We start from the raw sequence: 23523 nt of genomic DNA, 5'->3' as shown, positions 1-23523 counted from the left end.
TGCAACTTTCCTTCAAATAGGTCCGTTTTCATTCCCTTCCAGTCGATAAAGATAGACCGGAGGTCGCGGCTATGCCGTCAAGCCTCAAAGCCGGTGACGCTCCTGAGGGCGAAGGCATATGTCAGCGCCACCTCTTCAAGCCTGTCGAAGCGCCCGGCGGCGCCGCCGTGACCGGCCTCCATGTTGAGCCTGAGTACGACCGGACCGCCGCCGGTCATCGTCGCGCGCAGGCGGGCAACCCATTTGGCAGGCTCCCAGTAGGTCACCCGTGGATCGGTCAATCCGCCCAACGCCAGGATGGCGGGATAGTGCTGCGCCTTGACGTTGTCGTAGGGCGAATAGGACAGGATCGTGCGGAACGCAGCTTCGTCCTCTCCCGGATTGCCCCATTCGGGCCATTCGGGCGGCGTCAGCGGCAGCTCTGCATCGAGCATCGTGTTGAGCACATCGACGAAGGGAACCTCGGCTACGATGCCCGCGAAAAGCTCGGGAGCGAGATTGGCGACGGCGCCCATGAGCATGCCGCCTGCGCTGCCGCCATGCGCCACGATCCGCCCACGGCTCGAGTAGCGCGCATCGGCGAGAGCGTGTCCGCAGGCGATGAAATCGGTGAAGGTATTGGGCTTTTTCTCGCGTTTGCCATCGAGATACCAGCGCCAGCCTTTTTCCGTGCCGCCGCGAATATGGGCGATGGCAAAGACGAAGCCCCTGTCGACGAGGGACAGGATGTTCGTGCGGAAGCTCGCCGGGATCGACATGCCGTAGGAGCCGTAGCCGTAGAGAAGGCAGGGCGCACTGCCGTCGATGGCGGTGTCGCGATGATGAAGCAGCGATACCGGCACGCTCTCGCCGTCCGGCGCTGTCGCGAAGATGCGGCGCGTCACGTAGTTCGCCTTGTCGTGGCCGCTGGGAACTTCCTGACGCTTGCGCAAGGTTCTCGTGCCGGTGGCGAGATCGTAGTCGATGACTTCGCTCGGCGTCGTCAGCGAGGAATAGCGGTAGCGGATGATGGTGGTGTCGAACTCGTAGCCGGGGTCGATGCTCAGCGAATAGGCCTCTTCCTCGAAGGCGATGGTTTCCTCGCGGCCCGTTGCGAATTCCCGGATCACGATGCGGGGCTTCGCGTCCTCGCGCTCCAGGCGCACGAGATGCCGCGCGAGCGCGACCGTAAAGAGGATCATGATGCCCTTGCGGTCCGGGATGAGATCGCGCCAGAAAGCCCGCCCCGGCGTGGCGACGGGCACGGTCATGATCTTGAAGTCCTCCGCGCCGTCCGCGTTCGTGACGATGATGAGCTGATCGCCATGGTGCTCGACATCGTAACGCAGGCCGGGCGTTCTCGGCTCCACGACACGCGGCGTGCCGGCGGGATCGGCGCGGTCGATGAGCCAGACCTCGGACGTTTCGTGGTCGCTCGCCTCGATCAGGACATAGGCGTCCGATTGCGTTGCGCTGATATTGACGAAAAAGCCGGGATCGCTCTCCTCGTAGATCACCGCGTCATCACTGGCGGGTGTGCCGAGACGGTGCAGGCGCACGCGTACGGGGCGGTGGTTTTCGTCAAGTTCCACGTAGTAGAAGCCGGATGAATCTCCCAGCCAGACCGCGTCGCCCGACGTGCCGGTGACTTCGTCGGATAAATCCTTTCCCGTCGCGATCTCGCGAACGCGCATGGTGAAGTATTCCGAACCTTTGATGTCCGCGCCCCAGGCAAGGTAACGGTGATCGGAAGAATGCTCCGCGCCGCCGAGATCGAAGAAGGCCTGGCCTTCGCCTTCCTTGTCGCCATCAAGCAGAACCGTATCCTCACCTCCGCCGCGCGCCGACCTGCAGACGATCGGATGCTGCCCGCCGTCGCGGTAGCGAGTGAAGTAGGCGTAAGCGCCGTCATTTTCCGGAACGGACGAATCGTCCTCCTTGATGCGCCCGCGCATCTCGGCGATCAGGCGCTTCTGCAAATCCGCCGTCCCTTTGAACGCCGCTTTCGCATAGGCGTTCTCCGCATCGAGGTAAGCCCTGATCTGCGGATCGAGGACGTCGGGATCCTTCAGGACTTCTTTCCAGTTCTCGGCCTTGATCCATGCGTAATCGTCCTGAATCTCGACCCCGTAAAGCGAGAGCATGTGAGGCTTGCGAGGACAAACCTGGGCCGGGGGCAGGGACATTGCGGCAAGATCTTCGATTTTCATGGGAAGGATTCCGAAGAGAGAAGCTCGATTAAGCAAAAATCGCTCAATCCCGAGCTTTAAGCTTAGGGCGCGGTTGGGAAATTTACGATTGATTCAAGGTGAGAATGCAATATTCCATGCGCGCTTTGCAATCCTAAGGGATTAAGTATACCAATTTTGCATGGGCTTCCTGTCTTGTTATATGGGGCCCGGTTTTGCCTCGTTTATTTGCCGAATCAAGTTGATATACAGTTTTGCAAAGTTTTCGTCGTTCATATCTTGTCAGCGCTCAAAAATTGACATACGTGAGCGAAGGATCATGGTTTCAGCTCTGTGAAGCCCATCAGACAAGCTGGTCGGGACGTGAATAAGCGCTGCTTTCGGTGAAATCTCCGGTTGTTGGTCCTCAAGCATTGTTCGGGTCGCCTCGAAGACCAGAAAGGAATAAGACTATTATGAGCGACACTCTCGCCACGGCGAACTACATTGAGTTGGCTGCAGATATTGTTTCTGCATACGTGAGCAACAATTCCGTGCCGTCCGGCGACTTGCCGGCTCTTATCAGCGATGTGCATTCCGCCTTGCTGCGCGTTGGCGGTGGAACTGTCGAGGCTCCTGCCGAAGCTCCCAAGCCCGCCGTTCCGCTCAAGAAGTCGGTGACGCCGGATTACATTGTCTGCCTGGAAGACGGTAAGAAGTTCAAGTCGCTGAAGCGCCACCTGCGCACGCAGTACAACATGACTCCCGAGCAATACCGCGAGAAGTGGGGCCTGCCGGTCGATTATCCGATGGTTGCTCCGAACTACGCCAAGGCTCGCTCCGAGCTCGCCAAGGAAATGGGCCTCGGCCAGCAGCGCCGCAAGCGCCGTTCCTCGCGCGGCTAAGCCAAGCCGGCCAGGTTCGCCTGATCGTTCAAGCCGCCCTTCGGGGCGGCTTTTTCGTTTCGGAAATGAAAGCTTCGGGGAAAGCCTTGGCCCGTCAGGGATTCCCGCGGGCGTATTCACAACCTTTGCGGGAGGCAGGTCTTCCGCCTTGACACTGGAGCGCGTTCCTTCACCATAAAGCGCCCCGGGGACTCGTCCCCGTTGATATTTTTTAAGAGAACAAAACATGAACAAAAATGATGATTTTGAGAACGGAACGTCCGGGGTTTCCGTCACATCTCGCGATGGGGCAAGGCGGCGCGGCGTACGCCCACGCGACCGGGGCACCCGCATTCGCGAGCAAGGCAGGCCGCAAACGGAACAAGCTCTGCCGCGTGAGGCAGCGCGCCTGCTCGACATCCTCGCAGGCGAGAATGTCACGGCTGTCATCGAAGCCGATGAGAGGAGCGTGAGCGTCTCCAGGCGCTCCAGAGGCGGCATTTCCATTGGAGCGGGGCGCTTCAGCACGCAGACAGCGGAAATTCTCGTCCGGCACGATGTTGCGCGCTGGGAGCGCGGCGGAAGCGAGCGTCGCAAGCTTTGCATCACGCAGGCCGGGCGGGCTTATCTGCGACGCCTCGCGGCCTCGTCCTCCGAGGAGGGTTTTCGCGAGCAGCACGGTGAGACGGTTGAAGCCGAGGTCGAGACCGGTGCCGGCGAGAGGGCGCGGGTGCGCGTCAATGGCGAGGAGAGCCCGCTCGACTGGCTGCGCCGCCGCAAGAACAAGGACGGTAGCCCGATGATCGACGATGCTTCCCATCAAGCGGGGGAGCGTCTTCGCGCCGACATCGCTCTCGCGGGCTTGCTGCCGGGGGTGACGGCCCGCTGGGATGCGGTTCCGCGTGGGGGCGCAGGGCAATCACCATCCCACGCTACGGACCGCATGGTCGCCGCCCGCCAACGAATCCGCCACGCCTTCGATGCCGTCGGTGGCGACATGGCCGATCTTCTTCTCGATCTATGCGGCTTTTTGAAAGGACTTGAGTTGATCGAGCGGGAGAGGAGCTGGCCGCCGCGCTCCGGTAAGGTCGTGGTCAAGCTCGCCCTGGCCCGCCTCGCCGAGCATTACGGCCTGGAAACGACGGCGCACGGCCCCAAAGCCTCCCGAGGCATCAGGACATGGCAGGCCGTGGTGATCGAAGGGGGAAGGGTGGTTTAACCTATGATTCTTTTGATTCTTTAAGTGCCGGCCATCGCTTGGGCATCCTGCCGGATGCGGGCGACCATCGATCTGACGCCGTTGGACCGTTGCGGCGTCAGATGCTCCGCAAGGCCCAGTTCCTTGAACAGCCCGAGGGCGTCGGTTGCGAGAATCTCAGAGGCGGTCTTGCCGTTGTAAAGGGCCGTCAGCAAAGCAACGAGGCCCTTCACGATATGGGCGTCGCTGTCGCCGCGCACGTGGAGCACCGGCCCGTTGGCGGAAGGTTCGAACCGCGTTTCCAGCCAGACCTGGCTGGCGCAGCCCTGCACCTTGTTGGTGTCCGAATAAGCCTCGGCAGGCAGCGGCTCCATGAGGCGCCCGAGTTCGATGAGATAGCGATAGCGCTCCTCCCAATCGTCGAGGAGTTCGAAACTCGCGAGGATTTCGTCAAACGAAAGCGGCATGGCGTCCCAGGAAATTCAGATGACGCTCATATAATCATCGCTGCCGTGTTTGGCGATGGATCAGGAGCGCGGCTTTTGCGGCTCACTGCCGCGCCAGGCGGCCTTCTTGTCGTCCGTGTGAAGGGTATCGGACGGGGCGGCCTGCGGCTTCGTTGTGGACGCGGTGAGGCCGGATTCGGACATGATCTTGGCCAGGATCGCCTGCTTGGCGCCCTCCGGCAGGGCCTGCCACATCGTCTCGAGTCTTGCCGGGCTGTCCTCGGCGGTCTCGTGCTTGGCGGCGACCTTTTCCTCGGGCCAGCCGAACCACGAGGCGAAAGATGGCAACGCATCCTCCGTCCGGACGGGGGAGAGGTAGAAGATCACGCCGATGACGGCGACGGTACGCAACAGAGAAAACATGGCCAGCAATCGCGATCGCGCCGGGTTTGGGCGCACTCTGCAACCATAACGAGTCGACGCGATACGGCGTAGGGCCTTTGCCAAGGACATGGAAATAGCCTGAACGAAACCTTTACAGGCGCTAATTCATTGCACGAGCAAGATAAATCGAAAGACGGTGCGCTCTGCCAGACCGTTTTGGCCTTCGCCGCTCCGCGGCCGGGGTTCAATCTTTAGGTTTCGCTTAAGCGGCCTCTGGCACGGTCGTCGACGTCTGGAGCGGGGGATCATGGTCCCTCAAGGATGTGGTTGCGACTTGCTGACGAATTCTACATGGGGCTGGGTCGATGAGTGGCTCGAAGGGGTTTTGCCGAATCCTTCGGGCGCGGACCCGTTGTCGGCCCTGCCGCAGCAGAGGTTCATCGTAGCGCGGTGCGTCGCCGCGCTCGCTGGTCTTGTCGCGTTGTTTCCTCTTGCCCTGATGCAAGCGGCATCGCCCGGCCTCCTCGAAGCCGCCGTCGTGATGTTCGTGCTGAGCCAGATCGGCGCTATCGCCGTCGCGCTGCGTTTCCGCTCGTTCGCCGCCGCTCGGGTTTTGTCTGCGGTAACACTCGCCGCTCTTGTGGCCCTTGCCGCTTTTGCTCTTTCGCGCAGCGACACTTCGTCGGTTGGTGCGGAAGTTCTTTTCGGCAGTGGCATCGCTCTTTTTTTTGGCCACATGGCCGCCCATGCGTTTTCCGTCCGGCGTGTGGAAGACGCGCTTCGCCGCGCGGCCCTTTCCGGCGAAAGGCGCGAGGCTGATCTTCTCTCGACGATTGATGACGTGGTGACCTGGCACGACGGCATGGGCGCGGTTCTTCGCGCGAGCAGCGGATCGGTGCGGGTTTTGGGAGCGCCCGCAGCGACGCTGCGCGGCATCGGCCTGTTCCAACGCATTCATGTGGCCGACCGGCCTGCCTATCTGAAGGCGTTGAGCGATGCAGCTCATGGCTCCAAGTCCGCGCGGGCGCGGTTGCGCGTGCGGAGCGGAGCCTCCGAGGCGGAACCCGCGACGGTCTTGCTCGACATGCGCGCCTATCGGTTGCCGCACTCCGATGACGAGAAGGCTATCGTCGTCTCGGTTATGCGCGATATCGGCGAGCATCAGGACGAGTTGGACGGCATTGAGGCGGCTCGCCGCGAGGCTGTCGCGGAAGCGGAACACCGTGCGCAACTTCTCGATATGGCTGGCCGCGCGCTGCGCAAGCCGTTGAACGACATTCACGGGTACGCCCGGCTCATGACAGGGCGCGGCGCTCTCGTGCACCGCAAGGACTATGCCGATGTCATGAGAAAGACTTCGGAGAGAATGACCGAAACCGTGGGCGCTTTTCTCGAACTTGCATCGGTTGAATCCGGCAGCCGCGCCTTGGCGTATGAAGCTGTCGATGTCGCTGCCTGTCTCGATGAATGCTGCGAGTCGTTGATGGAGGTTTCGCGGCAGGCTCGCGTCACCATTCGTCGCGAGGTTTCATCCGCGCTGCCGTTGATACACGCGGACCGCAAGGCGCTTGGCCAAATCTTCCATCACGCATTGTCGAATGTGCTCATGCGTGCCGAGGAGGGGGGCGAGGTTGCTGTCGATGCGCGTGTCGATGGGCGCAACCTGTCCTTCAGCATTGGTGTGTCGCGCCGCAGTTTCGACGCCATCAAGAATGCGCAGGATCCGGAGGTCGAGCTTCGTCTCGCGCTCGTCCGCGCGCTTGTCGTTCTGCATGGAGGCCACGTGTCCGTCTCCGACGGCGCAGGCATCCATATTGATCTTCCCATCGAGGCGGGCCGGTCGCTTGCGACCGATGACGGCTCGAATGTTCGTTCCATCATAGACTCCGATCCCGGAGTACATTTCTTGAAAGCGGGGTAATCGCTTTGCGTGAAGCTCTAGCCGCCCGGTCCGACCGTGATTTCATGGTCTCGTCGCCTGTGCCACGGCCTCGTTCGGCTGCGCGCGGTGGCGCGAAGAAGGCCGCCCGTCATCCGTTGCTGGAGACAATCCTGAGCCGTCCGCACCAGGTTGGCGCAACCTTGTTCTTCATCGGCTGCGCGGGGATCATCGCGTGGAACGCGCTCGCGCTGCAAAGGGCGCGTCATCCTGCGCCGTTGTTCAGCAAGGGAACAGTCAGCACCTACAATCCTGCGCCGCCTGTGCGGCCCGCTGCCGTCGAGCCGCTGCGTCCTGCCGCGCAGGACTACGCTTCGCCGGCTCCCGCTGCCAGTCTCGACCCCACGCCAACGGCGGCGCAAGTTCCAGCTCCCGCGTCCAAGCCCGCGCAACGCAGCCCGATAGGGGATCTGATCCGCAACGGCGGGGAAGTGCCTGCCGCACAGCCCGCGCGCGCTGCCGCTTCAACTCCCACTGTTCCGGCCCCTGCTGCGGCACCCGCGCGTCCGGTGACGAAGGATCCGATTGCCGAGATCATCCGCATGGGTGGCGCGGTGCCCGTGCCGCCCGCGTCCGTCGGCAAGGCGGATGCCGATGACGTGGTGTTCGCGGGCCAACGTGCACTCGCGAAGATGGGCTACGGCGTGAAAGTCGACGGCATGTTCGGCCCAGGCACACGTCAGGCTATCGAGGCCTTCGAGCGCGACAGGCGTTTGCCGGTGACGGGGGACTTCAACGCGCGTACCATCCGTGAATTGACCGCCCAAACCGGCATACAGATTCCATAGTGTCCCGCCTTCGCTCCGACTTCTGGGTTTCGGCTTATCTGCGCCGCTGCGCCATCGAAGGGCTCGATGCGGTCCTGCGCCGTCGCGGGGCCGCGGAGGCGGGGGCGATCTTCGTCAAGATCGATCATCTTGATGGAACCGCGAGCCTCTACGGTCCCGCGCCGCAGATCCTCCTCGAAGACAGCGACGAGCGGCTGTTCACCCTTGTGCTCGGTGCGGTGTCTCCCCTCGACGTCGAAGAAAAGATGAGGCGGGAGATGAGTTTCGATCCGGATGTCTGGCTTCTCGAACTCGATACGCGCGACGGGCGCCACCTTCTCGACATCGCACCGGACCAATAGTCCCTCTCTCGGTCCATACTTTTTCCGTCTCGGCCTTTTGAGGTAGGGAACCGAAGCACGACTGTGCTTGTTGGTTTCAGGCCAGCGAGGCTTTTTTCTGCCCTCGGAAACGGTCTGTTAACCATACCGGGTTCTCTTTAGGGAAAGAGGCTGACCTTCGCACGGAGCTGTTTGGAGGAACGGAGCATGGACGATTTCTGGACAAGATCCCGAGGCGTGGTCATCGCTTTCCCGGACGCATCCATGCGGCCCAACCGTCCGAGTCTGGCGCAGGACGAACCGAAGGGTGAGATCCTTCTCTTTACCGGTGTGCGCTACGAGCGCCCGACACCGAACCCCGGGCCGTCGCGCCCCTTCGCATCGCACGGACCTTCGCGCCGCCGCCGTTCCTGAAAACGCTTCCCCCTCAATCGAGCCGGCGGGTCATGAATTTCGCGTCCGCGCCATAGCTCTCGAGTTTCGCCGCAAGAGCCGGCGAGGAAAATTCCTCAAAGCCGCGTCGCGCCCAGAATGCGCCGGAATTGTTCACAGCAACCAGCGAAACGTTTCCAATGCCCTCATGGCGGGCCTGCGCGATGGCGCGCTCCACGGCCTCCACCGCGTGCCCACGCCCTTGACCTTCCGGGAGCAGGGCAATGTCGTGAATGTAATAGGTCGTCGCGCTGCGCGGCAATTCGCTAAGGGGCGAGTTCAAAGCCGGCGGCTCGCCGAAGCGCCAGGGATGGCTGAGCATGTAGCCCGCGATGTCGCCATCGGTCGCAAGCACATGGCAACCTCCCGGGTAGAGCCGCAAGCGCTCGATGAAGACGGCGTCATCCTCCGGGTATGCCGCATGAATCGCATCGGCGGCGCGGATCACGCCCGGCAGGTCTTTCTCTTCCATCAATCGCCATTGCATGGCGTCTCTCGTAGCGGGAAGGCCCTTTGCGATCAATCTCCATCGATGGTGCAGGAAACCGACTTCGCTACGGCCTCAGTGGTGGAATTGAGGCTCGGATAGGGCGAGGCCACACGAATGATGACGAAGCCTTCCGTTTGCGGGGAGACGACGCGCACATCCTGCCTGGTTGTTTCGCCGCTTTCGTCAAGCATTCGAGCCTCGTCCAATTGTTCCGGCGTCATCACGACGATTTCGAGATCGCCCCGCACGGCGGCGCGGTCGGTGACCGCGAAGATGATTCCGTTCTTGCGCGTGTGGATCGACAGGGATTGAAAGAGCGGGCCGGTCTTTGCGGAAATCCGCGTCGGCCCTTCGCCAAGGTCGAAGGCGCAGGCCGCGATGGCCGTTGCCGGGTCCGGCTTCGGAAACCATGTGTCGGGAGCGCCGATGCCGCCGATCAACTCGGCCTGTTCGGCCTCAAGCGTGTCCTGAAGCTTGCTGAAGGCATCCTCTTCCGCGAAGGAAGGGCCGGCGAGAATAACGACGATATGAACGCAGGCCGCGAGCGCAAGGCCGCAGAGAGTGGCGATGAGAGCGCGCATCCACCGGCTCATGAGGCGCACCCCAGACGCTCGATGGAGGGCAGCGCGTGCGGCTCCAACGTTGAAGCTCCGACCGCGCCCGGCATGTCATAGAGCCTGAGGATCACGCTGAAGGGGCCTTCGCCCGTGAGCTGGAGCCAGTTTCCCGCTTGCGCGTTACGCGAGAGAACGAGATCGAAACCACCCGCACTGTTGCGGAGAATTTCCGACGATGTGAAACCGCTTCGCCCCAGCTCCGGACGGATCGGATTGTTCCTGCGGTCATAGACCGCAAGTGTCCAAAACCGTGTGGCGGGCATGACCGATCCGATGCGGTATGTGCAGGGCGCGATGAGTCTTCGGCCCTCGCTGTCGCGTGTCGCGGTCAGGGCAAGACCTTCGCCGATGGCGAGCGGAATTTCCGCGCGCCGTGCGATGATGGCGCGGGCATAAGGGTCGATGTCAGGCGTGCCGATTTTCGGCCAGGTGCGCCAGGGGCCGATTTGAACACCGCCGACTGGATATTCGCCGCGCACGGCCCAATAGGCGCTTCCAAGCCCGAGGACGAGTCCGAGAAGGAGAGCGTAGGGTACCAGAACGGACGGTGAGAAAATCCTGCTCGACACGAAAACCTTTCGCAGCTTTCGCGGATGGGGAAGGAGAGCGGCGACAGAGCCTGTTGCAGGAACGAAACGCATCCTACGGCATCGCCATGCGGCCGGAGGAAACATTCTCGCTGCTGCCCACCGATCGTGAGCCTGCGCTACGCGCCGCCGTTTCCTCCACGGTCTGGAACAGGCGGCCGAGGTTGGACAACGCTTCATAGGAGCGGCGGGAGAGCGTGCCGGGCAGGGGAGTTTGAGCTTGAGCCTGCTCCTGCTGCGGCGCGCCCGCATTTTTGGCTGCACTCGCGACCGCAGGATTCTCCGTCGAAGGGCCGAGGCCCGGAATGGGGCGCAATTCCAGATTCTGGTGCGCGAAGGTCATGACCTCTTTCCACGTCATCGCGGGCAGCGTGCCGCCTGTCATGTTGTTCATGGGAGAATGGTCGTCGTTGCCATACCACACGCTGGTGACGAGATTACCAGTGAAGCCCACGAACCACGCATCGCGATAGGCGTTGGTGGTGCCGGTCTTGCCTGCTGAGCGGATCTTGTCGAGCGCGGCGCGCTTGCCCGTTCCTTCTTCCACGACCTTGTTCAGCATGAAGTTCATGTCGCTCACGACACGCGGCTGCAGCACCTGTGGCTGTGGCGCATCGCGGTCATGCTTGTAGACGAGCTCGCCGAGCGAATTGCGAACTTCCCAGGAAGCATAGGCGGATGCACGCCTGCCGCCATTCGCGAAGACCGCGTAGGAAGAGGCCATGTCGATGGGTGTCACTTCCGCCGCGCCGATGGGAAGCGATGAGGAATCGGCGAGGGGATGCGTCAGCCCCATCTTCTGCGCCATGTCGATGATGAGCACACGCCCGGCCTTGGCGTTGCCCTTGCCGATCTCAAGCGACAGGCGCACCGGGATCGAGTTGATGGAGCGGGCGAGTGCGGAGACGAGAGGCACCGAACCTGCAAACGAGCGTCCGTAATTCTGCGGGCACCAATTCCCTAAGCAGATCGGCGCATCGACGACAATGGACGAGGGGTTGAGCTTGGGGTTCACCGTCAACGCAGTGGCATAGACGAAGGGCTTGAAGGAGGAGCCCGGCTGTCGCAGCGCGTCGGCGGCGCGGTTGAACTGGCTTTGGCCGTAATCGCGCCCGCCGACCATCGCGCGGACGGCTCCATCCACGTCCATCACAACGACAGCGCCCTGGCTTGCCTTGTACTGATGGCCGTATTGGCGAAGCATGTCCTCCATCACCTGCTCGGAATGCTCCTGCAGTCCCATGTCGAGCGGTGTCTTCACGATCAGCACGCGCTCGTTTCCGAGCTTTCCTTCCGCTGCGAGCTGCTTCACCTGCAGGAAAGCCCAATCGAGATAGAAATCCGGCGTTGTTTCCCGCGCGCGGTTGACGGGCGTTGCCGGGTTGCGGCGCGCGGTTTGAATTTGCCCCTCGGTCAGAAACCCGGCCTCGACCATGTTGTTGAGCACATCGTTCGCGCGGGCGCGGGCGGCGGGCAGGTTGATGTGCGGTGCGAATTTCGTGGGAGCCTTGAACAGGCCCGCGAGCATCGCGGATTCTGCGAGCGTGAGATCGCGCGCAGATTTGCCGAAGTAGTACTCGGCGGCGGCGACGACGCCATGCGCGCCGCCACCCATATAGGCGCGGTCCAGATACAGCTTCAGGATCTGATCCTTGGTCAGATGCGCTTCAAGCCACACGGCCAGAAAAGCTTCCTTGATCTTGCGCTCCAGCGAGCGTTCGTTGTTCAGAAAAAGGTTCTTGGCCAACTGTTGCGTGATGGACGAGCCACCCTGCACAACGCCGCCGCCTCGGGCGTTGACCATCAGCGCGCGCATGGTGCCGACAGGGTCGATGCCCCGATGTTCGTAGAAGCGCCGATCCTCCGTCGCGAGAGCCGCCTTCACGAGATAATCTGGAAAGTCTTCGAGCTTGTAGGAATCGTCGTAGCGAATTCCTCTTCGTCCCACCTCCTGCCCGTAGCGATCGAGGAAAGTGACGGCGAGATCCTGCGTCTTGAGCCAGTCGTCGCGCGTTTCATGAAAGGCCGGGATCGCCAGCGCAACGAGAACGATGCCGCCTGCGGCTCCCAACGTCACCGCTTCGCTGGTGAGGTCCAGAACGACACGCGGTGCGCCCTGAAATCGAAACCATTTCGATTTTTCGGAATAGCTTTCCCACCCGCCCACGAGGGCTCGCCCGGATTGAAACAGGAATGCCGAGAGCCACGCGTCGAAGGCGAGCGCGCCGCGCTTGATCCTTGTCCAGAGAGAGACTGAGGAAGGCGTGCGCACGACGGTCCTTCTAGGGAGACGGTCGTAAGACCGCCTCTAACAATGATTGACTCTCGTAAGGCCTGACGGAAACGCCGCTTGTCGAATGGCTTTGCCCTCGATAACTCCCGAAAGGCTCGGCGGTTCGACGGGAAGCGCGTCCGTCGCCGGACAAGGGGCAAGAGGCAAAACGCCGCCACTTTTCCCTCTGAGGATTCTATATGGTTCGCCAAACAGCGGCGTGAAGGTGGAATAGAGTGACAGTTTCGAAAGCGGATCAGGACGGCGCGGAGCCTTTCTGGCGCTCCAAACCCCTCGAGGACATGACCGATGGGGAATGGGAGAGCCTGTGCGACGGCTGCGGGCGCTGTTGCCTCGTCAAACTCGAGGATGAGGATACCGGAGAGGTGCTCTACACCGACGTCGGTTGCACCCTTCTGAACGACCGCTCATGCCGCTGCCGCGACTATCCCAACCGGCAGGCGAAGGTGCCTGATTGCGTGCGCCTGACCCCGCAGGCGGTCCGCACGCTCTCCTGGCTTCCGCCCACATGCGCCTATCGCCTCGTTGCGGAAGAGAAAGACCTGTATTGGTGGCACCATCTCGTGTCGGGAGATCGCGAGACCGTCCACAGCGCGGGTATTTCCGTGCGGGATAAGGTCGCCGGGAGCGAAGAAGAGTTCTCGATTCCCGGACTTCTCGACCGCATTGTCGAGTGGCCGGCGGCGGAGTGAATTCAGTCTCATTGACCCATGTATAAATGCGGCGCATGATTTAAAGATAAATCGAAGTCGGGAGGTTACGAGAATGACCCCGCCGCAGGATAATGCAAGAGCGTAGCTTTCCTGGCTGCGATTTCGCGCAAAAACGCGGAATACTTCGAAAATTGAATCACGAAATTGCCGGCGACTGCCGGAACCAAGTCAGTGTAAGGCTGATCTTTCATGATCGGTCATAAAGGCCTTCATAATCTGAAGGCCTTTTTCTTTGTCTCGAAGATGTGACAAAGCGCACCGACTGGTGGCGCCAAAACAGAGAGAAGAAGTGGAACGGTCGATGACAGTCCTTGTTCTATCGACAGGAGGTCGAGAACATGGCTTCGAGTGTCCTCTGCTTTATCCTTGGCGCTGCAATGCCTTTGGTGATGGTGGGATGGCTGATATTCATGACCTGAAGCCGGTAAAGGCCGGACCCGTCATGAAGCAGGCTCGCACCGAATAGGGCATGCGATTGCCGCAAGCCTTTTAGCGGTGGGGAAGTCGTGCGATCAGTTTCTGGCGCAGGGTAGGGGGCAGTTCAATGCCGCTCAGCCGCCACCTCAAGCCGCTCAGGCGCATCTGCAGCCTATAGCGCTCGGCGGGCTCCGCCTTCGCCGGAAGCGTGAAATAGATGATCCGGAAGCCGCGTGTTTCGGACGACATGAAAAGGTCCCACGCCTTGCGCAGGGAGCCGGGGCTCATGTCAAAACGCAGGGCCCGCGTGTTCTCCTCGACGAGCTGTTGCGGCCAGCCGTCGTCCAGGAGGTCGACCAGAACGTCCGCGGTCAGGAGCTGGGCGATGATGGGGTCCGCGACGGTTGCAGTGGCTTCCGCGGCAATTTGCCTGCTGAGCGTGCTCAATTCCTTGCCGGCGCTTGCCTGCTGAATGTAATCGCCGACCAGTTGCTTGGTGAGGGACCCCCGGAGCGCCCGGAAATTAACGCGCTCGCTGATCTCGGCAACGTTGCGCCGTTCCACGGCCTTCGCCAGCCGATAGAGCGCAACATAGGGGGAAATCGCGAAAATTACCCACGCAAAGAAGAGAAGAAGGCCGATCCGGAGGGTCCAACGCATAATTTTAAAAGTGAGTCGCTGTGAAACTAGAAATTGCCCGGTCGCATATCAGACCTCCCCCCATACGAAAAGATGGGGAAGCCTTTCTTTTCGGGCCTGCCGGAAACGAAAAGGGCGACCTTGCGGTCGCCCCTCCGAGTGCCATTCCGGCAAGTCCGGATCAGCCGCGCGCGCGGGCGCGGATCATGAACGTGTCGTAGGCGTATTCGGCCACTTGGAACCAGAGGTATTCCTCGTTCCGGAAGCCGCGGACGCTCTCGTAGACCTTCTTGAAGTCGGGGTTCTTGGCCGAGGTTTCGTCGTAGACCTCGTTCGCGGCCTTGAAGGCAGCCTCGAGGATCTCCTGCGAGTACGGGCGAAGCTGTGTGCCGGCGCCGAGCAGGCGACGCAGGGCGGCCGGGTTGCGGGCGTCGTACTTGGCGAGCATGTCGACGTTTGCGTAACCGGCGGCGGCGGTCAGGATTGCCTGGTAGTTCTTCGGCAGTTCCTTGAACTTGGCCTGGTTGATGAACAGGTGGATCGCCGGGCCGCCTTCCCAGAAGCCGGGATAGTAGTAGTACGGTGCGACCTTCGCGAAGCCGAGCTTCTCGTCGTCATAGGGTCCGACCCACTCGGCCGCGTCGATGGTGCCGCGCTCGAGCGCCGGGTAGATGTCGCCGCCCGGGATCTGCTGCGGAACCGCGCCGAGCTTGGCCATGATCTGGCCGGCGAGACCGGCGATGCGCATCTTGAGGCCCTTGAGGTCCTCTACGGTCTTGATTTCCTTGCGGAACCAGCCGCCCATCTGCGCGCCGGTATTGCCTGCCGGCATGGCGTAGATGTTGTGCTTGGCATAGAACTCGTTCAGAAGATTATTGCCCTCGCCGTGGTAAAGCCACGCGTTCATCTGGCGGGCGTTCAGGCCGAAGGGCAGCGCCGTGCCGATGGCGAAGGTCGGGTCCTTGCCGAAATAGTAGTAAGAGCAGGTGTGCCCCATCTCGACGGTACCGTTGCCGACCGCATCAGCCACCTGGGGCGTGCCGACAATTTCACCGGCCGCGAAGGGCTGAATTTGGAACTTGCCGTCCGTGGCCTCGTTCACGAACTTCGCGATGACTTCAGCGGCGCCATAGATCGTGTCGAGAGACTTCGGGAAGCCGGACTGCAGTCGCCACTTAACTTCGGGCATCGATTGGGCGATAGCCGGGGCGGCAACCGCAGTGCTCGCGGCGCCGACCGTAGCTGCTTGCAGGAATTGGCGACGTTTCATAGTTGGATTTCCTCCCAGTAGACGAAAGTGACGATGTCACTTGGCTCTATTGACACCAGATTCGTAACGGCTCGCAAGCGCAATCCGGGAGCTATCGACCAATGGCGGATAGGGGAGGGTATCCGACTCACCGGTGCGGCCCCACGCTGCCTATGTATTGAGCAAGAAAAGTCGGGAGCGATTATCAAATGATGAAAAGCTCAGTGTACTTCAGCTTGGGCTTATTCTTCAGGACCGTAATCTGAACCGCAGCTCCGTGGCCTGTGCCGTCGGCGTCGTAGTAGAGAATGCCCTTCTTGTTGTCGTAGATGATGCGGTCATCCGCATCGTGCGCCTTGGTGCCGACCCAAAACATGTTGGAAGAAAGCTTCGCGGGCTTTTTCTCCGTACCCTTCTTGCCGAGGGCCTTGAAGATGGCGTTCTCCAGCCAGATCGTGTCGTCCTTCACGCTGTAGTCCACGATCGCATCGACGTTCTTCTTCGTCTTGTCGACCTTGGTGTTGAAGACGAAGATATCCTTGCCCGCGCCGCCTGACAGCGTGTCCTTTCCCAGCCCACCGTAGATCTTGTCGTTGCCGTCCCCGCCCTTGATGACGTTGGCGCCGTCGTTGCCCTTGAGCGTCAGCGCGGCCCAGCCCGAGCCGGTGAGGTTTTCCAGATTGGCCGCCAGCGCATAGCTGATGGAGGATTCAACGGTATCGATGCCGGAGGTGTCGATGATCGTGTCTGCGGGGGAATCGATGCGATAGGTATCGTCGCCATCGCCACCGACCAGTCGGTCGTTCCCGGAGCCGCCGTCCAGGACATCGTTGCCACCTGCGCCGAAAAGCGTGTCGTCGCCCGCCATGCCGTTGAGGCTGTCCGCGAAGTCGGTCCCCATATATTGCTCGGAGACGGCCTTGCCCTTCCAGATCGATCCGTGATTTCGCGGATCGATGAATTGGAGGTGCTTCGAGACGAGTGAGCCGGCGGGCGTATCCGTATAGCTCAGCCAGTCAAGGGCATAGCGACCGTCATTCATGATGACGAGGTGGGGCGGCGCCGCTTCTTCTCCGGCATTCCAGGTCGGTACCGTGGTGGGGCCGTCGACCTGATCACCCAGGTCCGAATAAACCGACCACATGGTCTGCGGAGTGCCAGCAGTCACTTTCTCGAAGGAGAATGCAAAGCCGCTTTCGGGGAGTGCTGTGATATTGACCGATACTGCATGCATGCTTCCGTCGGCGGGCGAGATCGTAAAGGCAGGCACCACGACGTCACCGGAACCCGGATTGAAGATTGCGGCCTTGATCTCATTGCCGAAGCCTAGATTGTCGAGCCATGCCGCCACGACATTCCCGTTAGGCAGAGTGGTGAGGGAGATGTTGTACTCCCACTCCGTCGTGCCGAGCGTTAGCTTGGAGCCGCTAGGGTTCCCGGCAGAATTGTACTTCTGCACCACTATTGAGAACTGACCCTTGGTCGGATCGAGTTCCAATGACGCGACGACATAGCTGCCGTCTGGCAATGCCGCTGCCGATGACTTGGAGCCGATCGCCGTCGAGGTGATGACGCGATTGTTCGCGTTGTCGAACTGGACGGCGACTTCGCCGCCGGCCGTAGACAGAAGGAACATATATCCCGCGCCTCGCTGCAGCGAGATGAGGCCATTGGGATTGAGCGAAGCTCCAGCCGAATTGATGACATCGAAAGCGGGCTTGGCGGATGTCAGCGTGCCGTCAGCTTCCAGGATGCGGGCCTGGACATAGCCTGTGCTCTCGTTTTGCCAACCGACTGCCACACGGCCGTCCTGGAGACGAGCCGAGACAAGGGTTGTGCAGTTTTCCGTTTCAGCTGTGATGTTGAACTGAGGTCCGCTTGCGCTGCCGTCGGCATTGAAAATCTGGCCGACGATCTGGTTGGTATCACCTGCCTCGGGGTCGACAGGGTTGGGAATTTGCTTTTCCCACAAGACGAGGAGCATTCCGTTGGTGAGTGCGACGGTTTGAAATGAGCTGGCGTAGTTATCAGAGGAGATTGTGATGGCCGGATCGATCTTGAAATTCGACATGCTGAAATCCGTTAGCGAGTAATGACATGAAATTTCGTTACGTCAGCGTTAGCGCAGGATTGCGGAATGCGGCAAGTCCAAAAACTCAGGCGTAAATAGGTGTCGCAATGGGGAGGAAAGCTGAGGGGCTGGCAGGCCCTGCCTGCTTTGCGAGCGACCCGCAAGAAACCGTCTGAGATCAGTTGAAGGCTTCAGCCGCGCAAACCAGCGCGAAGAGGAGAACGACTCCCACAAGTTCTGCGAGATTCAGCAAAGCCATTGCAGGTTCGCTGAGCGCATAAATGAGAACGCCCAAGACGGTCAAAATGACGGCAGCCCAAGCGAGCATGGGCTTCCTCCCGAACAATTCTGTGTCGATGCCACGCGACATGTGCACCGGAGAGCGCGCTACCATTCGCTTGGAACGGGGAGTGCTTCACAGGTTGGAGTAGGATGTCGAGTAGCAGAGGGTGACGTTACGTAAAAAACAATTCCGCGCAATTTAAATCTGGAGATCGGGAGGGCCTGGCATCACAACGCGTCAGGGGCTTTCAGCGCTTTCCCAGCGCGGGGATTTCCGAAGAACTGGAGATGCAGGAGTATATTATTTCAGTTGACACTATTTGTTTATGTAGCAATATGTCTGTATAGTAATTTCTGCTTTACTGTATCATGATAGGTTTTTGTTTCCGTTTTATTGTCGTTTTGTTCGATCTTTGGCCTTTAGATTTTGCAATACTATCCAAAAGGATTGCTCCTTTGAGAGTGAATGGGCTCGCTGGCTGACAACTGCCGGATCGCGTTGCGGTGAGGACTGCGCTTTGCCTCGTCGTGAGGATTAGGTCTTGTTTCTCAGCCCGTTAATGGAGCCGGACACCTTCGCCGGTTCCCAAGTTTAGATCTCAAGGATCTGGATTGTTGCGAGCCTGGTGGAAAACCATGCTTGACAGCGCGTCGCTGTTGGAGTACAAAACAAGAACACTGACGAATTGTGACTGACGAGCCGCCCGCTTAGCGAGGGTGTCGTTCTCTCTCTCGAAGATTCATTCTTGATTGCGCCGCTCCGGCTTTGAGGCTCGGGCGGCTTTTTTATTGGCTTTGCATGACCCGGAAAATTCAAATCCCGCCCGGTCTCAAGAAGCGGGCTCACCAACTCTATTTTCATAATCCCGAAGTCGCCCTGCCAGCCATCGCAGCGCTGCTTGGCATGACGGAAGCAACCTTTCGTCGTTATCGCGAAAATTGGAAATGGCCTCCACGCCGCGAGGCGTTGGCGCAGGCGCGCCGGGAAAAGGCGACGGCATCACGGGACGTTTGCGATCCTTCGCCTGTGAAACAGGAACTGGCGGCATCACAGCGCGATGAAGGCCCGAAATTGCGTGATGCAGCCTTGTCGCTGGTGCGGATCACGCAAACGCGGATCGATGCTCTCGCAGCCAGGCACGCGGCGGGGCAAGTGCAGGATGACAAGGCCGCAAAGTTGCTGACCGACTACGCGAAGACGCTGGCGACCGCGCAGGCCTTGCTAAAACACGAAACGACGAAACGCGATGAGGTCGCGTGCGATGACGATGACGGCCGCAGCATCCATGAACTCCGCGACGAGCTTGGTCGCCATCTTGAACAGCTTGTGGCGGAACAAGAAGCTTCACGAAGCGACGGCGGCATGGTCGAAGGCTGATCTCAGGAAGATCCTGCGCCATTGGCCTGTCCATTGCCGAAAGGAGCAGCGTCTGCCGGGGCTCATCGATCCGCGCGCCGCTTGGAATATCTGGCTCATGCTCGGTGGACGTGGCGCGGGAAAGACACGCACGGGAGCCGAGTGGGTGCGCGGCATCGCGCTCGGCGAACCGGATTTCGCGGAGCCCGCGCTCGGCCGCATTGCGCTCATCGGTGAGACGTTTGCCGATGCGCGCAACGTGATGGTGGAAGGACCGGCGGGCATTCTCGCCGTTCATTCGCGTCGCGAGAGACCGGCGTGGTCACCATCCTTGCGAAAGCTCGAATGGGCGAATGGGGCTGTCGCGCATGTGTTCTCTGCCGAAGACCCGGACTCGCTGCGCGGCCCGCAATTTGAGGCTGCGTGGGCGGACGAGCTCGCCAAGTGGCGCTATGTCGAAGAGACATGGGACATGCTGCAATTCGGCTTGCGGCTCGGGACCCATCCCCGGCAAATGGTGACGACGACGCCGCGACCGATCCCGCTCATCAAGCGGTTTCTTGCTGATCCCTACGTCGCCGTCACCCGTGCGAGAACGGCGGACAATGCGGCGAACCTCGCGCCCGCTTTTCTCGAGACCGTTGTCGGTCGCTATGGTGGCACGCGGCTCGGGCGGCAGGAGCTTGATGGCGAGATCATTGAGGACCGTCCGGATGCTCTGTGGAACAGGGAGCAGATCGAACAGGCGCGCGTGTTGCTCGCGCCGCCTCTGGCGCGCATTGTCATCGCCGTCGATCCGCCCGCGACGTCATCCCGCCGGGCGGATGCCTGCGGCATCGTCGCAGTGGGGATCGATCATTCCGGCATGGCCTACGTGCTGGCAGATGCGACGGGAGGCCGTTTGAAGCCGCCCGAATGGGCAGCCAAGGCCGTGGCGCTCTATCATCGCCTGCAGGCGGATGCCCTCGTTGTCGAAACGAACCAGGGCGGCGAGATGGTAACGAGCGTTATCCGTGAGGTGGATGCGAGCGTTCCCGTCAAAGCCGTTCGGGCGACGCGCGGAAAGTATCTACGCGCCGAGCCTGTTTCCGTTCTTTATGCGCAGGGCCGCGTCCACCATGTCGGCACGATGCCGGACCTCGAAGACGAGCTGTGCGACTTCGGTCCGTCGGGCCTCACCTCCAACCGTTCTCCCGACCGGATGGACGCGCTCGTTTGGGGGCTCACGGAGTTGATGCTGGGCACTCCATCCGAGCCGCGTGTGAGAGCGCTTTAATGAAGCGCTCTCATTCCGATGAGCGGTCGATTGAGAGCCGCCCCGCGCCGACACCGGCCAGCATCAAAAACGCGCCGACGAGGGAGAGGTTCTTCCACGCCTGGATCTCATTCGCCATGCGCGCCTGATCCGTCATGTTCCAGAAATGGTGGAAGAATGGAATCGTGGCAAGCGTGAAGAGCGCGAGACCGAGCGCGGCAAGCCGCGTCTGGTAGCCGACGAGGATCGCGAGGCCGCAACCCAGTTCAACGAGGCCCGACAGAACGGCAAGAACGAAGGGGGCGGGCAGCCCAGATGAGGCGATGTAGTTCGCTGTACCGCCAAGATTCATGAACTTGCTAAAGCCCGTGCTGATGAAGGCGAGTACGAGAAGAATGCGACCGACGAGAAGGAGAATATCACGCATGGGGAAGGTCCTTTCCCTACCCTGTTGCAACGAGGTCTTCCCTAGGTCGTAGGACCGAGAGCCGCGTCGTCAATTGGGGCGGTGAAATTATTCTTTGCGAAATTATTCTTTGCCCGTGCCAACGGGCCGGAGCTCTTCATGTTGAATATGCTGACACGCTTGTTTCAGGGGCCACCTGAAGCCAAGGCTTCGCGCGCCGAGGGCGCGGTCGCGGTTTATGTCGCCGGGCGCGCCCTGTGGACGCCGCGTGACTACGCGGCCCTGGCGCGCGAGGGCTTTCAGAAAAATGCCATCGTTCACCGCGCCGTTCGCCTTTTGGCCGAAGCCGCTGCGGCGCTGCCCCTGACGCTTCTGGAGAAGGGTCGTGTGCTCGATGAACATCCGCTTCTGTCTCTTCTTACACGCCCCAATGCGCGGGAGGGGTGCCAGCGTTTTCTCGAGAGCGTCTATGGCCATCTGCTTGTTTCCGGAAACGCTTATGTCGAGGCCGTAAACGTCGATGGCACGCCGCGCGAGTTGCATGCGCTCCGACCCGACAGAATGCGCGTGGTGCCCGGCGCTGACGGTTGGCCAACAGCTTACGATTACACCGTGGGCACGCAGACTATCCGCTTTGCTCAGCGGGAAGGTGAGATTGCGCCGATTTTGCATCTCACCCAGTTTCATCCGACCGACGACCATTACGGCCTCGCGCCGATGGAGGCAGCGGCAACGGCTCTCGACATTCACAATGCAGCGGGGGCTTGGAACAAGGCCCTGCTCGACAATGCCGCGCGCCCGTCCGGCGCGCTCGTCGTCGGTCAGGCATCCTTGAGCGATGCACAGTTCGACAGGCTCAAGAACGAACTCGAAGCGAATTACCAGGGCGCCGGCAATGCGGGCCGTCCGCTGCTTCTGGAAGGCGGGCTCGACTGGAAGCCTCTTTCGCTCTCGCCGAAGGACATGGATTTCGTCGAAGCAAAAGCGGGAGCCGCCCGCGAAATCTCGCTGGCCTTCGGCGTGCCGCCGCTGCTGCTCGGTCTTCCGGGCGACAACACGCATGCCAATTATGCCGAGGCCAACCGCGCGTTCTATCGCCAGACGGTGATCCCGCTCGTGAAACGCACAGCAGAGGCCTTAGTGCATTGGCTCTCACCGGTGTTCGGTGAAGATCTGCGCCTGGAGCCCGATCTCGACGCCATCGAGGCGCTGGCCAGTGAGCGCGAGAGCCTTTGGCGTCGCGTCTCGGCCGCGCCGTTCCTGACCGATGCGGAGAAGCGCGAAGCCATCGGCTACGGCGCATTGCCGTCGGCTTCGCGGTGAGGCGGCCCAACCTTCATGCATAACGGCTTTTGAACGATCTCTTTCTACCGCCGAAACGAGCGCGGAGATCATCTATTTGAGAACATTTCATGAACGTAATCGACAGGATCACCGAGGCTGTCATCAGCCGCGGCGATCTCGCTCATCTCGCTCTGTTCGTCTGGGCGAGTGGAGCATCGACGCTGCTCGCCATGTCATTGCGTGACCTGTTCGCATCGAACAGGCGCTTCGACGATTTCGTGCGCGAGCTTGCACTCTTCAACCATCGCCATTCGGGAGACCCGTCATGACCCGCACATCGTCCCGCTCCACGCGAAAGCCGAAGGCCGCGCGGGAGACGCAGAACCGCGCCACGCTCGTCTTCCGCGATTTCGTGCGCCAGCTCGAAAAGCTCGGGGAGCGTCCTGCAAAACAGACACGCGGAGGTACACAATGATGCACCATGCCGAAACCTTCTCACGGGAGGTGAAACTTCTGGCGCAACCTGTGCAGGGCGTCGACAGTGATGGCGTGTTCGAGGGATATGCCAGCCTCTTCGGCCTTGCCGATCTCGGCAAGGATGTCGTGATGCCCGGCGCTTTTTCCGACAGCCTCAAGAAACGCAGCGCGGCTGCGGTGCGGCTTTTGTGGCAGCACGATCCTTCCGAGCCTATTGGCCGTTGGCTTTCTATCACGGAGGATCGTCGTGGTCTGCGCGTGCGCGGCAAGCTCAATCTTGCGGTCGCGAAGGCGCGCGACGTTCACGCTCTCATGCGTGAAGGCGCGGTCGATGGCCTGTCCATCGGCTTTCGGGTCGATCGTGCGCGTGCGGAGAGACCGACCGGCCTTCGCCGCCTCGAAAAGCTCGACCTGTGGGAGATTTCCATCGTGACGTTTCCCATGCTCCCCGCGGCAAGAGTTGAAACCGTGAAGCGAGCCGACTCTCGTCTCGTTGAGCGGATACGCGCTGCAGCGGGCCGTCTCTTTCCGGCTGAACCAGCCTTGCGCCCCGCGCGTTAAGTCTTCGGTCCACGTCACCGCTCGGCAGGAGACCTGATGCTCAAGATCGTCATCGGAACATTCCTGGCACTTGCTGTCGTCGCCTGTACGACGACGCAGCAGCGGGTTGGCGGTGCAGCTGTCGGAGCGGGCGTCGGCGCAATTGCCGGCCCGGTTGGTGCCGTCGCGGGCGGCGCTGTCGGCGCAGCCACGGGACCGAGCGTCACCAGGGCCGTGCGCCGCGCGACCCGATAACTTTTCTCGAAAGAGAAAATCAGAGCCCGCCGCGTGGCGGGCTTTTCATTGTT

26 protein-coding genes are annotated in these 23523 nt (G+C 61.1%); 14 read left to right on the top strand and 12 right to left on the bottom strand.

Translation table 11 applies throughout. From position 1 onward, the window contains the following. Positions 1-77: 77 nt before the first annotated feature. On the bottom strand, positions 78-2189 hold the full coding sequence (locus tag DQW91_RS08275; protein ID WP_112663127.1) for a S9 family peptidase: 2112 nt from the start codon (positions 2187-2189) through the stop codon (positions 78-80). Positions 2190-2623: 434 nt separating this feature from the next. On the opposite strand from DQW91_RS08275, the gene DQW91_RS08270 reads away from it, so the two are divergent. Then, positions 2624-3052, top strand: coding sequence for a Ros/MucR family transcriptional regulator (locus DQW91_RS08270; RefSeq protein ID WP_112663126.1), 429 nt, complete (start codon positions 2624-2626; stop codon positions 3050-3052). A 226-nt stretch (positions 3053-3278) separates the two neighbouring features. Next, positions 3279-4250, top strand: a complete 972-nt coding sequence (locus DQW91_RS08265) for a DUF6456 domain-containing protein (RefSeq protein WP_245410954.1) — start codon at positions 3279-3281, stop codon at positions 4248-4250. A gap of 20 nt (positions 4251-4270) precedes the next feature. Here the strand turns inward: DQW91_RS08265 and DQW91_RS08260 are convergent, their stop codons facing one another. Both DQW91_RS08260 and DQW91_RS08255 read right to left on the bottom strand, forming a co-directional pair. Continuing rightward, positions 4271-4696: a SufE family protein gene (locus tag DQW91_RS08260; protein ID WP_112663125.1), complete on the bottom strand. Its 426-nt coding sequence runs from the start codon at positions 4694-4696 to the stop codon at positions 4271-4273. Positions 4697-4756: 60 nt separating this feature from the next. Then, positions 4757-5098: a hypothetical protein gene (locus DQW91_RS08255; protein ID WP_112663124.1), complete on the bottom strand. Its 342-nt coding sequence runs from the start codon at positions 5096-5098 to the stop codon at positions 4757-4759. A gap of 295 nt (positions 5099-5393) precedes the next feature. On the opposite strand from DQW91_RS08255, the gene DQW91_RS08250 reads away from it, so the two are divergent. The 4 genes from DQW91_RS08250 to DQW91_RS08235 all read left to right on the top strand — a co-directional run bounded on the left by DQW91_RS08250 (position 5394) and on the right by DQW91_RS08235 (position 8520). Beyond that, positions 5394-6980: a sensor histidine kinase gene (locus DQW91_RS08250; protein ID WP_112663123.1), complete on the top strand. Its 1587-nt coding sequence runs from the start codon at positions 5394-5396 to the stop codon at positions 6978-6980. A 59-nt stretch (positions 6981-7039) separates the two neighbouring features. Next, positions 7040-7786: a peptidoglycan-binding domain-containing protein gene (locus DQW91_RS08245; protein WP_157961379.1), complete on the top strand. Its 747-nt coding sequence runs from the start codon at positions 7040-7042 to the stop codon at positions 7784-7786. After that, positions 7786-8127, top strand: coding sequence for a DUF1491 family protein (locus DQW91_RS08240; RefSeq protein ID WP_112663121.1), 342 nt, complete (start codon positions 7786-7788; stop codon positions 8125-8127). Before DQW91_RS08245 ends, DQW91_RS08240 begins: the two co-directional genes overlap by 1 nt. Before the next feature lie 186 nt (positions 8128-8313). Continuing rightward, complete coding sequence (locus DQW91_RS08235) at positions 8314-8520, top strand: hypothetical protein (RefSeq protein ID WP_112663120.1); 207 nt, start codon at positions 8314-8316, stop codon at positions 8518-8520. Positions 8521-8533: 13 nt separating this feature from the next. Here the strand turns inward: DQW91_RS08235 and DQW91_RS08230 are convergent, their stop codons facing one another. The 4 genes from DQW91_RS08230 to DQW91_RS08215 all read right to left on the bottom strand — a co-directional run bounded on the left by DQW91_RS08230 (position 8534) and on the right by DQW91_RS08215 (position 12504). Further along, positions 8534-9025, bottom strand: a complete 492-nt coding sequence (locus DQW91_RS08230) for a GNAT family N-acetyltransferase (protein WP_112663119.1) — start codon at positions 9023-9025, stop codon at positions 8534-8536. Between the two features lie 32 nt (positions 9026-9057). Beyond that, entirely contained in the window at positions 9058-9621 is a 564-nt protein-coding gene (locus tag DQW91_RS08225) for a DUF1254 domain-containing protein (protein ID WP_112663327.1), read from the bottom strand. Further along, the gene (locus DQW91_RS08220) at positions 9618-10214 is read right to left on the bottom strand and encodes a DUF1214 domain-containing protein (RefSeq protein ID WP_157961378.1); all 597 of its coding nucleotides are present in this window, start codon (positions 10212-10214) and stop codon (positions 9618-9620) included. The genes DQW91_RS08225 and DQW91_RS08220 overlap by 4 nt, the downstream gene beginning before the upstream one ends. A 73-nt stretch (positions 10215-10287) precedes the next feature. Then, on the bottom strand, positions 10288-12504 hold the full coding sequence (locus DQW91_RS08215; protein WP_112663117.1) for a transglycosylase domain-containing protein: 2217 nt from the start codon (positions 12502-12504) through the stop codon (positions 10288-10290). A 236-nt stretch (positions 12505-12740) separates the two neighbouring features. Here DQW91_RS08215 and DQW91_RS08210 point away from each other — a divergent pair, with 236 nt between their 5' ends. After that, positions 12741-13217 carry a YcgN family cysteine cluster protein gene (locus DQW91_RS08210; protein WP_281024017.1) on the top strand — a complete coding sequence of 159 codons (477 nt, stop codon included), beginning with the start codon at positions 12741-12743 and terminating at the stop codon, positions 13215-13217. A gap of 510 nt (positions 13218-13727) precedes the next feature. Here DQW91_RS08210 and DQW91_RS08205 read toward each other — a convergent pair. The 4 genes from DQW91_RS08205 to DQW91_RS08190 form a co-directional block, all read right to left on the bottom strand. Further along, positions 13728-14315 (bottom strand): DUF2939 domain-containing protein, encoded by a 588-nt coding sequence (locus DQW91_RS08205; protein ID WP_112663116.1) that lies wholly within the window; start codon positions 14313-14315, stop codon positions 13728-13730. A gap of 160 nt (positions 14316-14475) precedes the next feature. Continuing rightward, on the bottom strand, positions 14476-15564 hold the full coding sequence (locus tag DQW91_RS08200; RefSeq protein WP_112663115.1) for a TRAP transporter substrate-binding protein: 1089 nt from the start codon (positions 15562-15564) through the stop codon (positions 14476-14478). 184 nt (positions 15565-15748) lie between these two features. Beyond that, the gene (locus DQW91_RS08195; RefSeq protein ID WP_112663114.1) at positions 15749-17614 is read right to left on the bottom strand and encodes a calcium-binding protein; all 1866 of its coding nucleotides are present in this window, start codon (positions 17612-17614) and stop codon (positions 15749-15751) included. Between the two features lie 178 nt (positions 17615-17792). Further along, the gene (locus DQW91_RS08190) at positions 17793-17942 is read right to left on the bottom strand and encodes a hypothetical protein (RefSeq protein ID WP_157961377.1); all 150 of its coding nucleotides are present in this window, start codon (positions 17940-17942) and stop codon (positions 17793-17795) included. Positions 17943-18695: 753 nt separating this feature from the next. On the opposite strand from DQW91_RS08190, the gene DQW91_RS08185 reads away from it, so the two are divergent. Next, positions 18696-19274 (top strand): hypothetical protein, encoded by a 579-nt coding sequence (locus DQW91_RS08185; RefSeq protein WP_157961376.1) that lies wholly within the window; start codon positions 18696-18698, stop codon positions 19272-19274. Continuing rightward, on the top strand, positions 19213-20529 hold the full coding sequence (locus tag DQW91_RS08180; protein WP_483466623.1) for a DNA-packaging protein: 1317 nt from the start codon (positions 19213-19215) through the stop codon (positions 20527-20529). Before DQW91_RS08185 ends, DQW91_RS08180 begins: the two co-directional genes overlap by 62 nt. Positions 20530-20539: 10 nt before the next feature. Here the strand turns inward: DQW91_RS08180 and DQW91_RS08175 are convergent, their stop codons facing one another. Then, positions 20540-20935: a DoxX family protein gene (locus DQW91_RS08175; RefSeq protein ID WP_112663111.1), complete on the bottom strand. Its 396-nt coding sequence runs from the start codon at positions 20933-20935 to the stop codon at positions 20540-20542. Positions 20936-21082: 147 nt separating this feature from the next. Between DQW91_RS08175 and DQW91_RS08170 the strand changes: the two genes are divergently transcribed. From DQW91_RS08170 to DQW91_RS08155, 5 genes are all read left to right on the top strand, one after another. After that, entirely contained in the window at positions 21083-22237 is a 1155-nt protein-coding gene (locus DQW91_RS08170) for a phage portal protein (protein WP_425373388.1), read from the top strand. 89 nt (positions 22238-22326) lie between these two features. Then, positions 22327-22527, top strand: a complete 201-nt coding sequence (locus DQW91_RS08165) for a hypothetical protein (RefSeq protein ID WP_112663109.1) — start codon at positions 22327-22329, stop codon at positions 22525-22527. Continuing rightward, positions 22524-22673 carry a hypothetical protein gene (locus tag DQW91_RS16555; RefSeq protein WP_157961375.1) on the top strand — a complete coding sequence of 50 codons (150 nt, stop codon included), beginning with the start codon at positions 22524-22526 and terminating at the stop codon, positions 22671-22673. The genes DQW91_RS08165 and DQW91_RS16555 overlap by 4 nt, the downstream gene beginning before the upstream one ends. Beyond that, entirely contained in the window at positions 22673-23236 is a 564-nt protein-coding gene (locus DQW91_RS08160; protein ID WP_112663324.1) for an HK97 family phage prohead protease, read from the top strand. Before DQW91_RS16555 ends, DQW91_RS08160 begins: the two co-directional genes overlap by 1 nt. Before the next feature lie 36 nt (positions 23237-23272). Next, on the top strand, positions 23273-23470 hold the full coding sequence (locus DQW91_RS08155) for a hypothetical protein (protein ID WP_112663108.1): 198 nt from the start codon (positions 23273-23275) through the stop codon (positions 23468-23470). Positions 23471-23523: the final 53 nt, after the last annotated feature.

This window comes from Microvirga flavescens (assembly GCF_003290125.1).
Classification (GTDB): domain Bacteria; phylum Pseudomonadota; class Alphaproteobacteria; order Rhizobiales; family Beijerinckiaceae; genus Microvirga; species Microvirga flavescens.
Note: the sequence above shows the minus strand (reverse complement) of the source record. Positions and strands in the feature narration are given on the sequence as shown.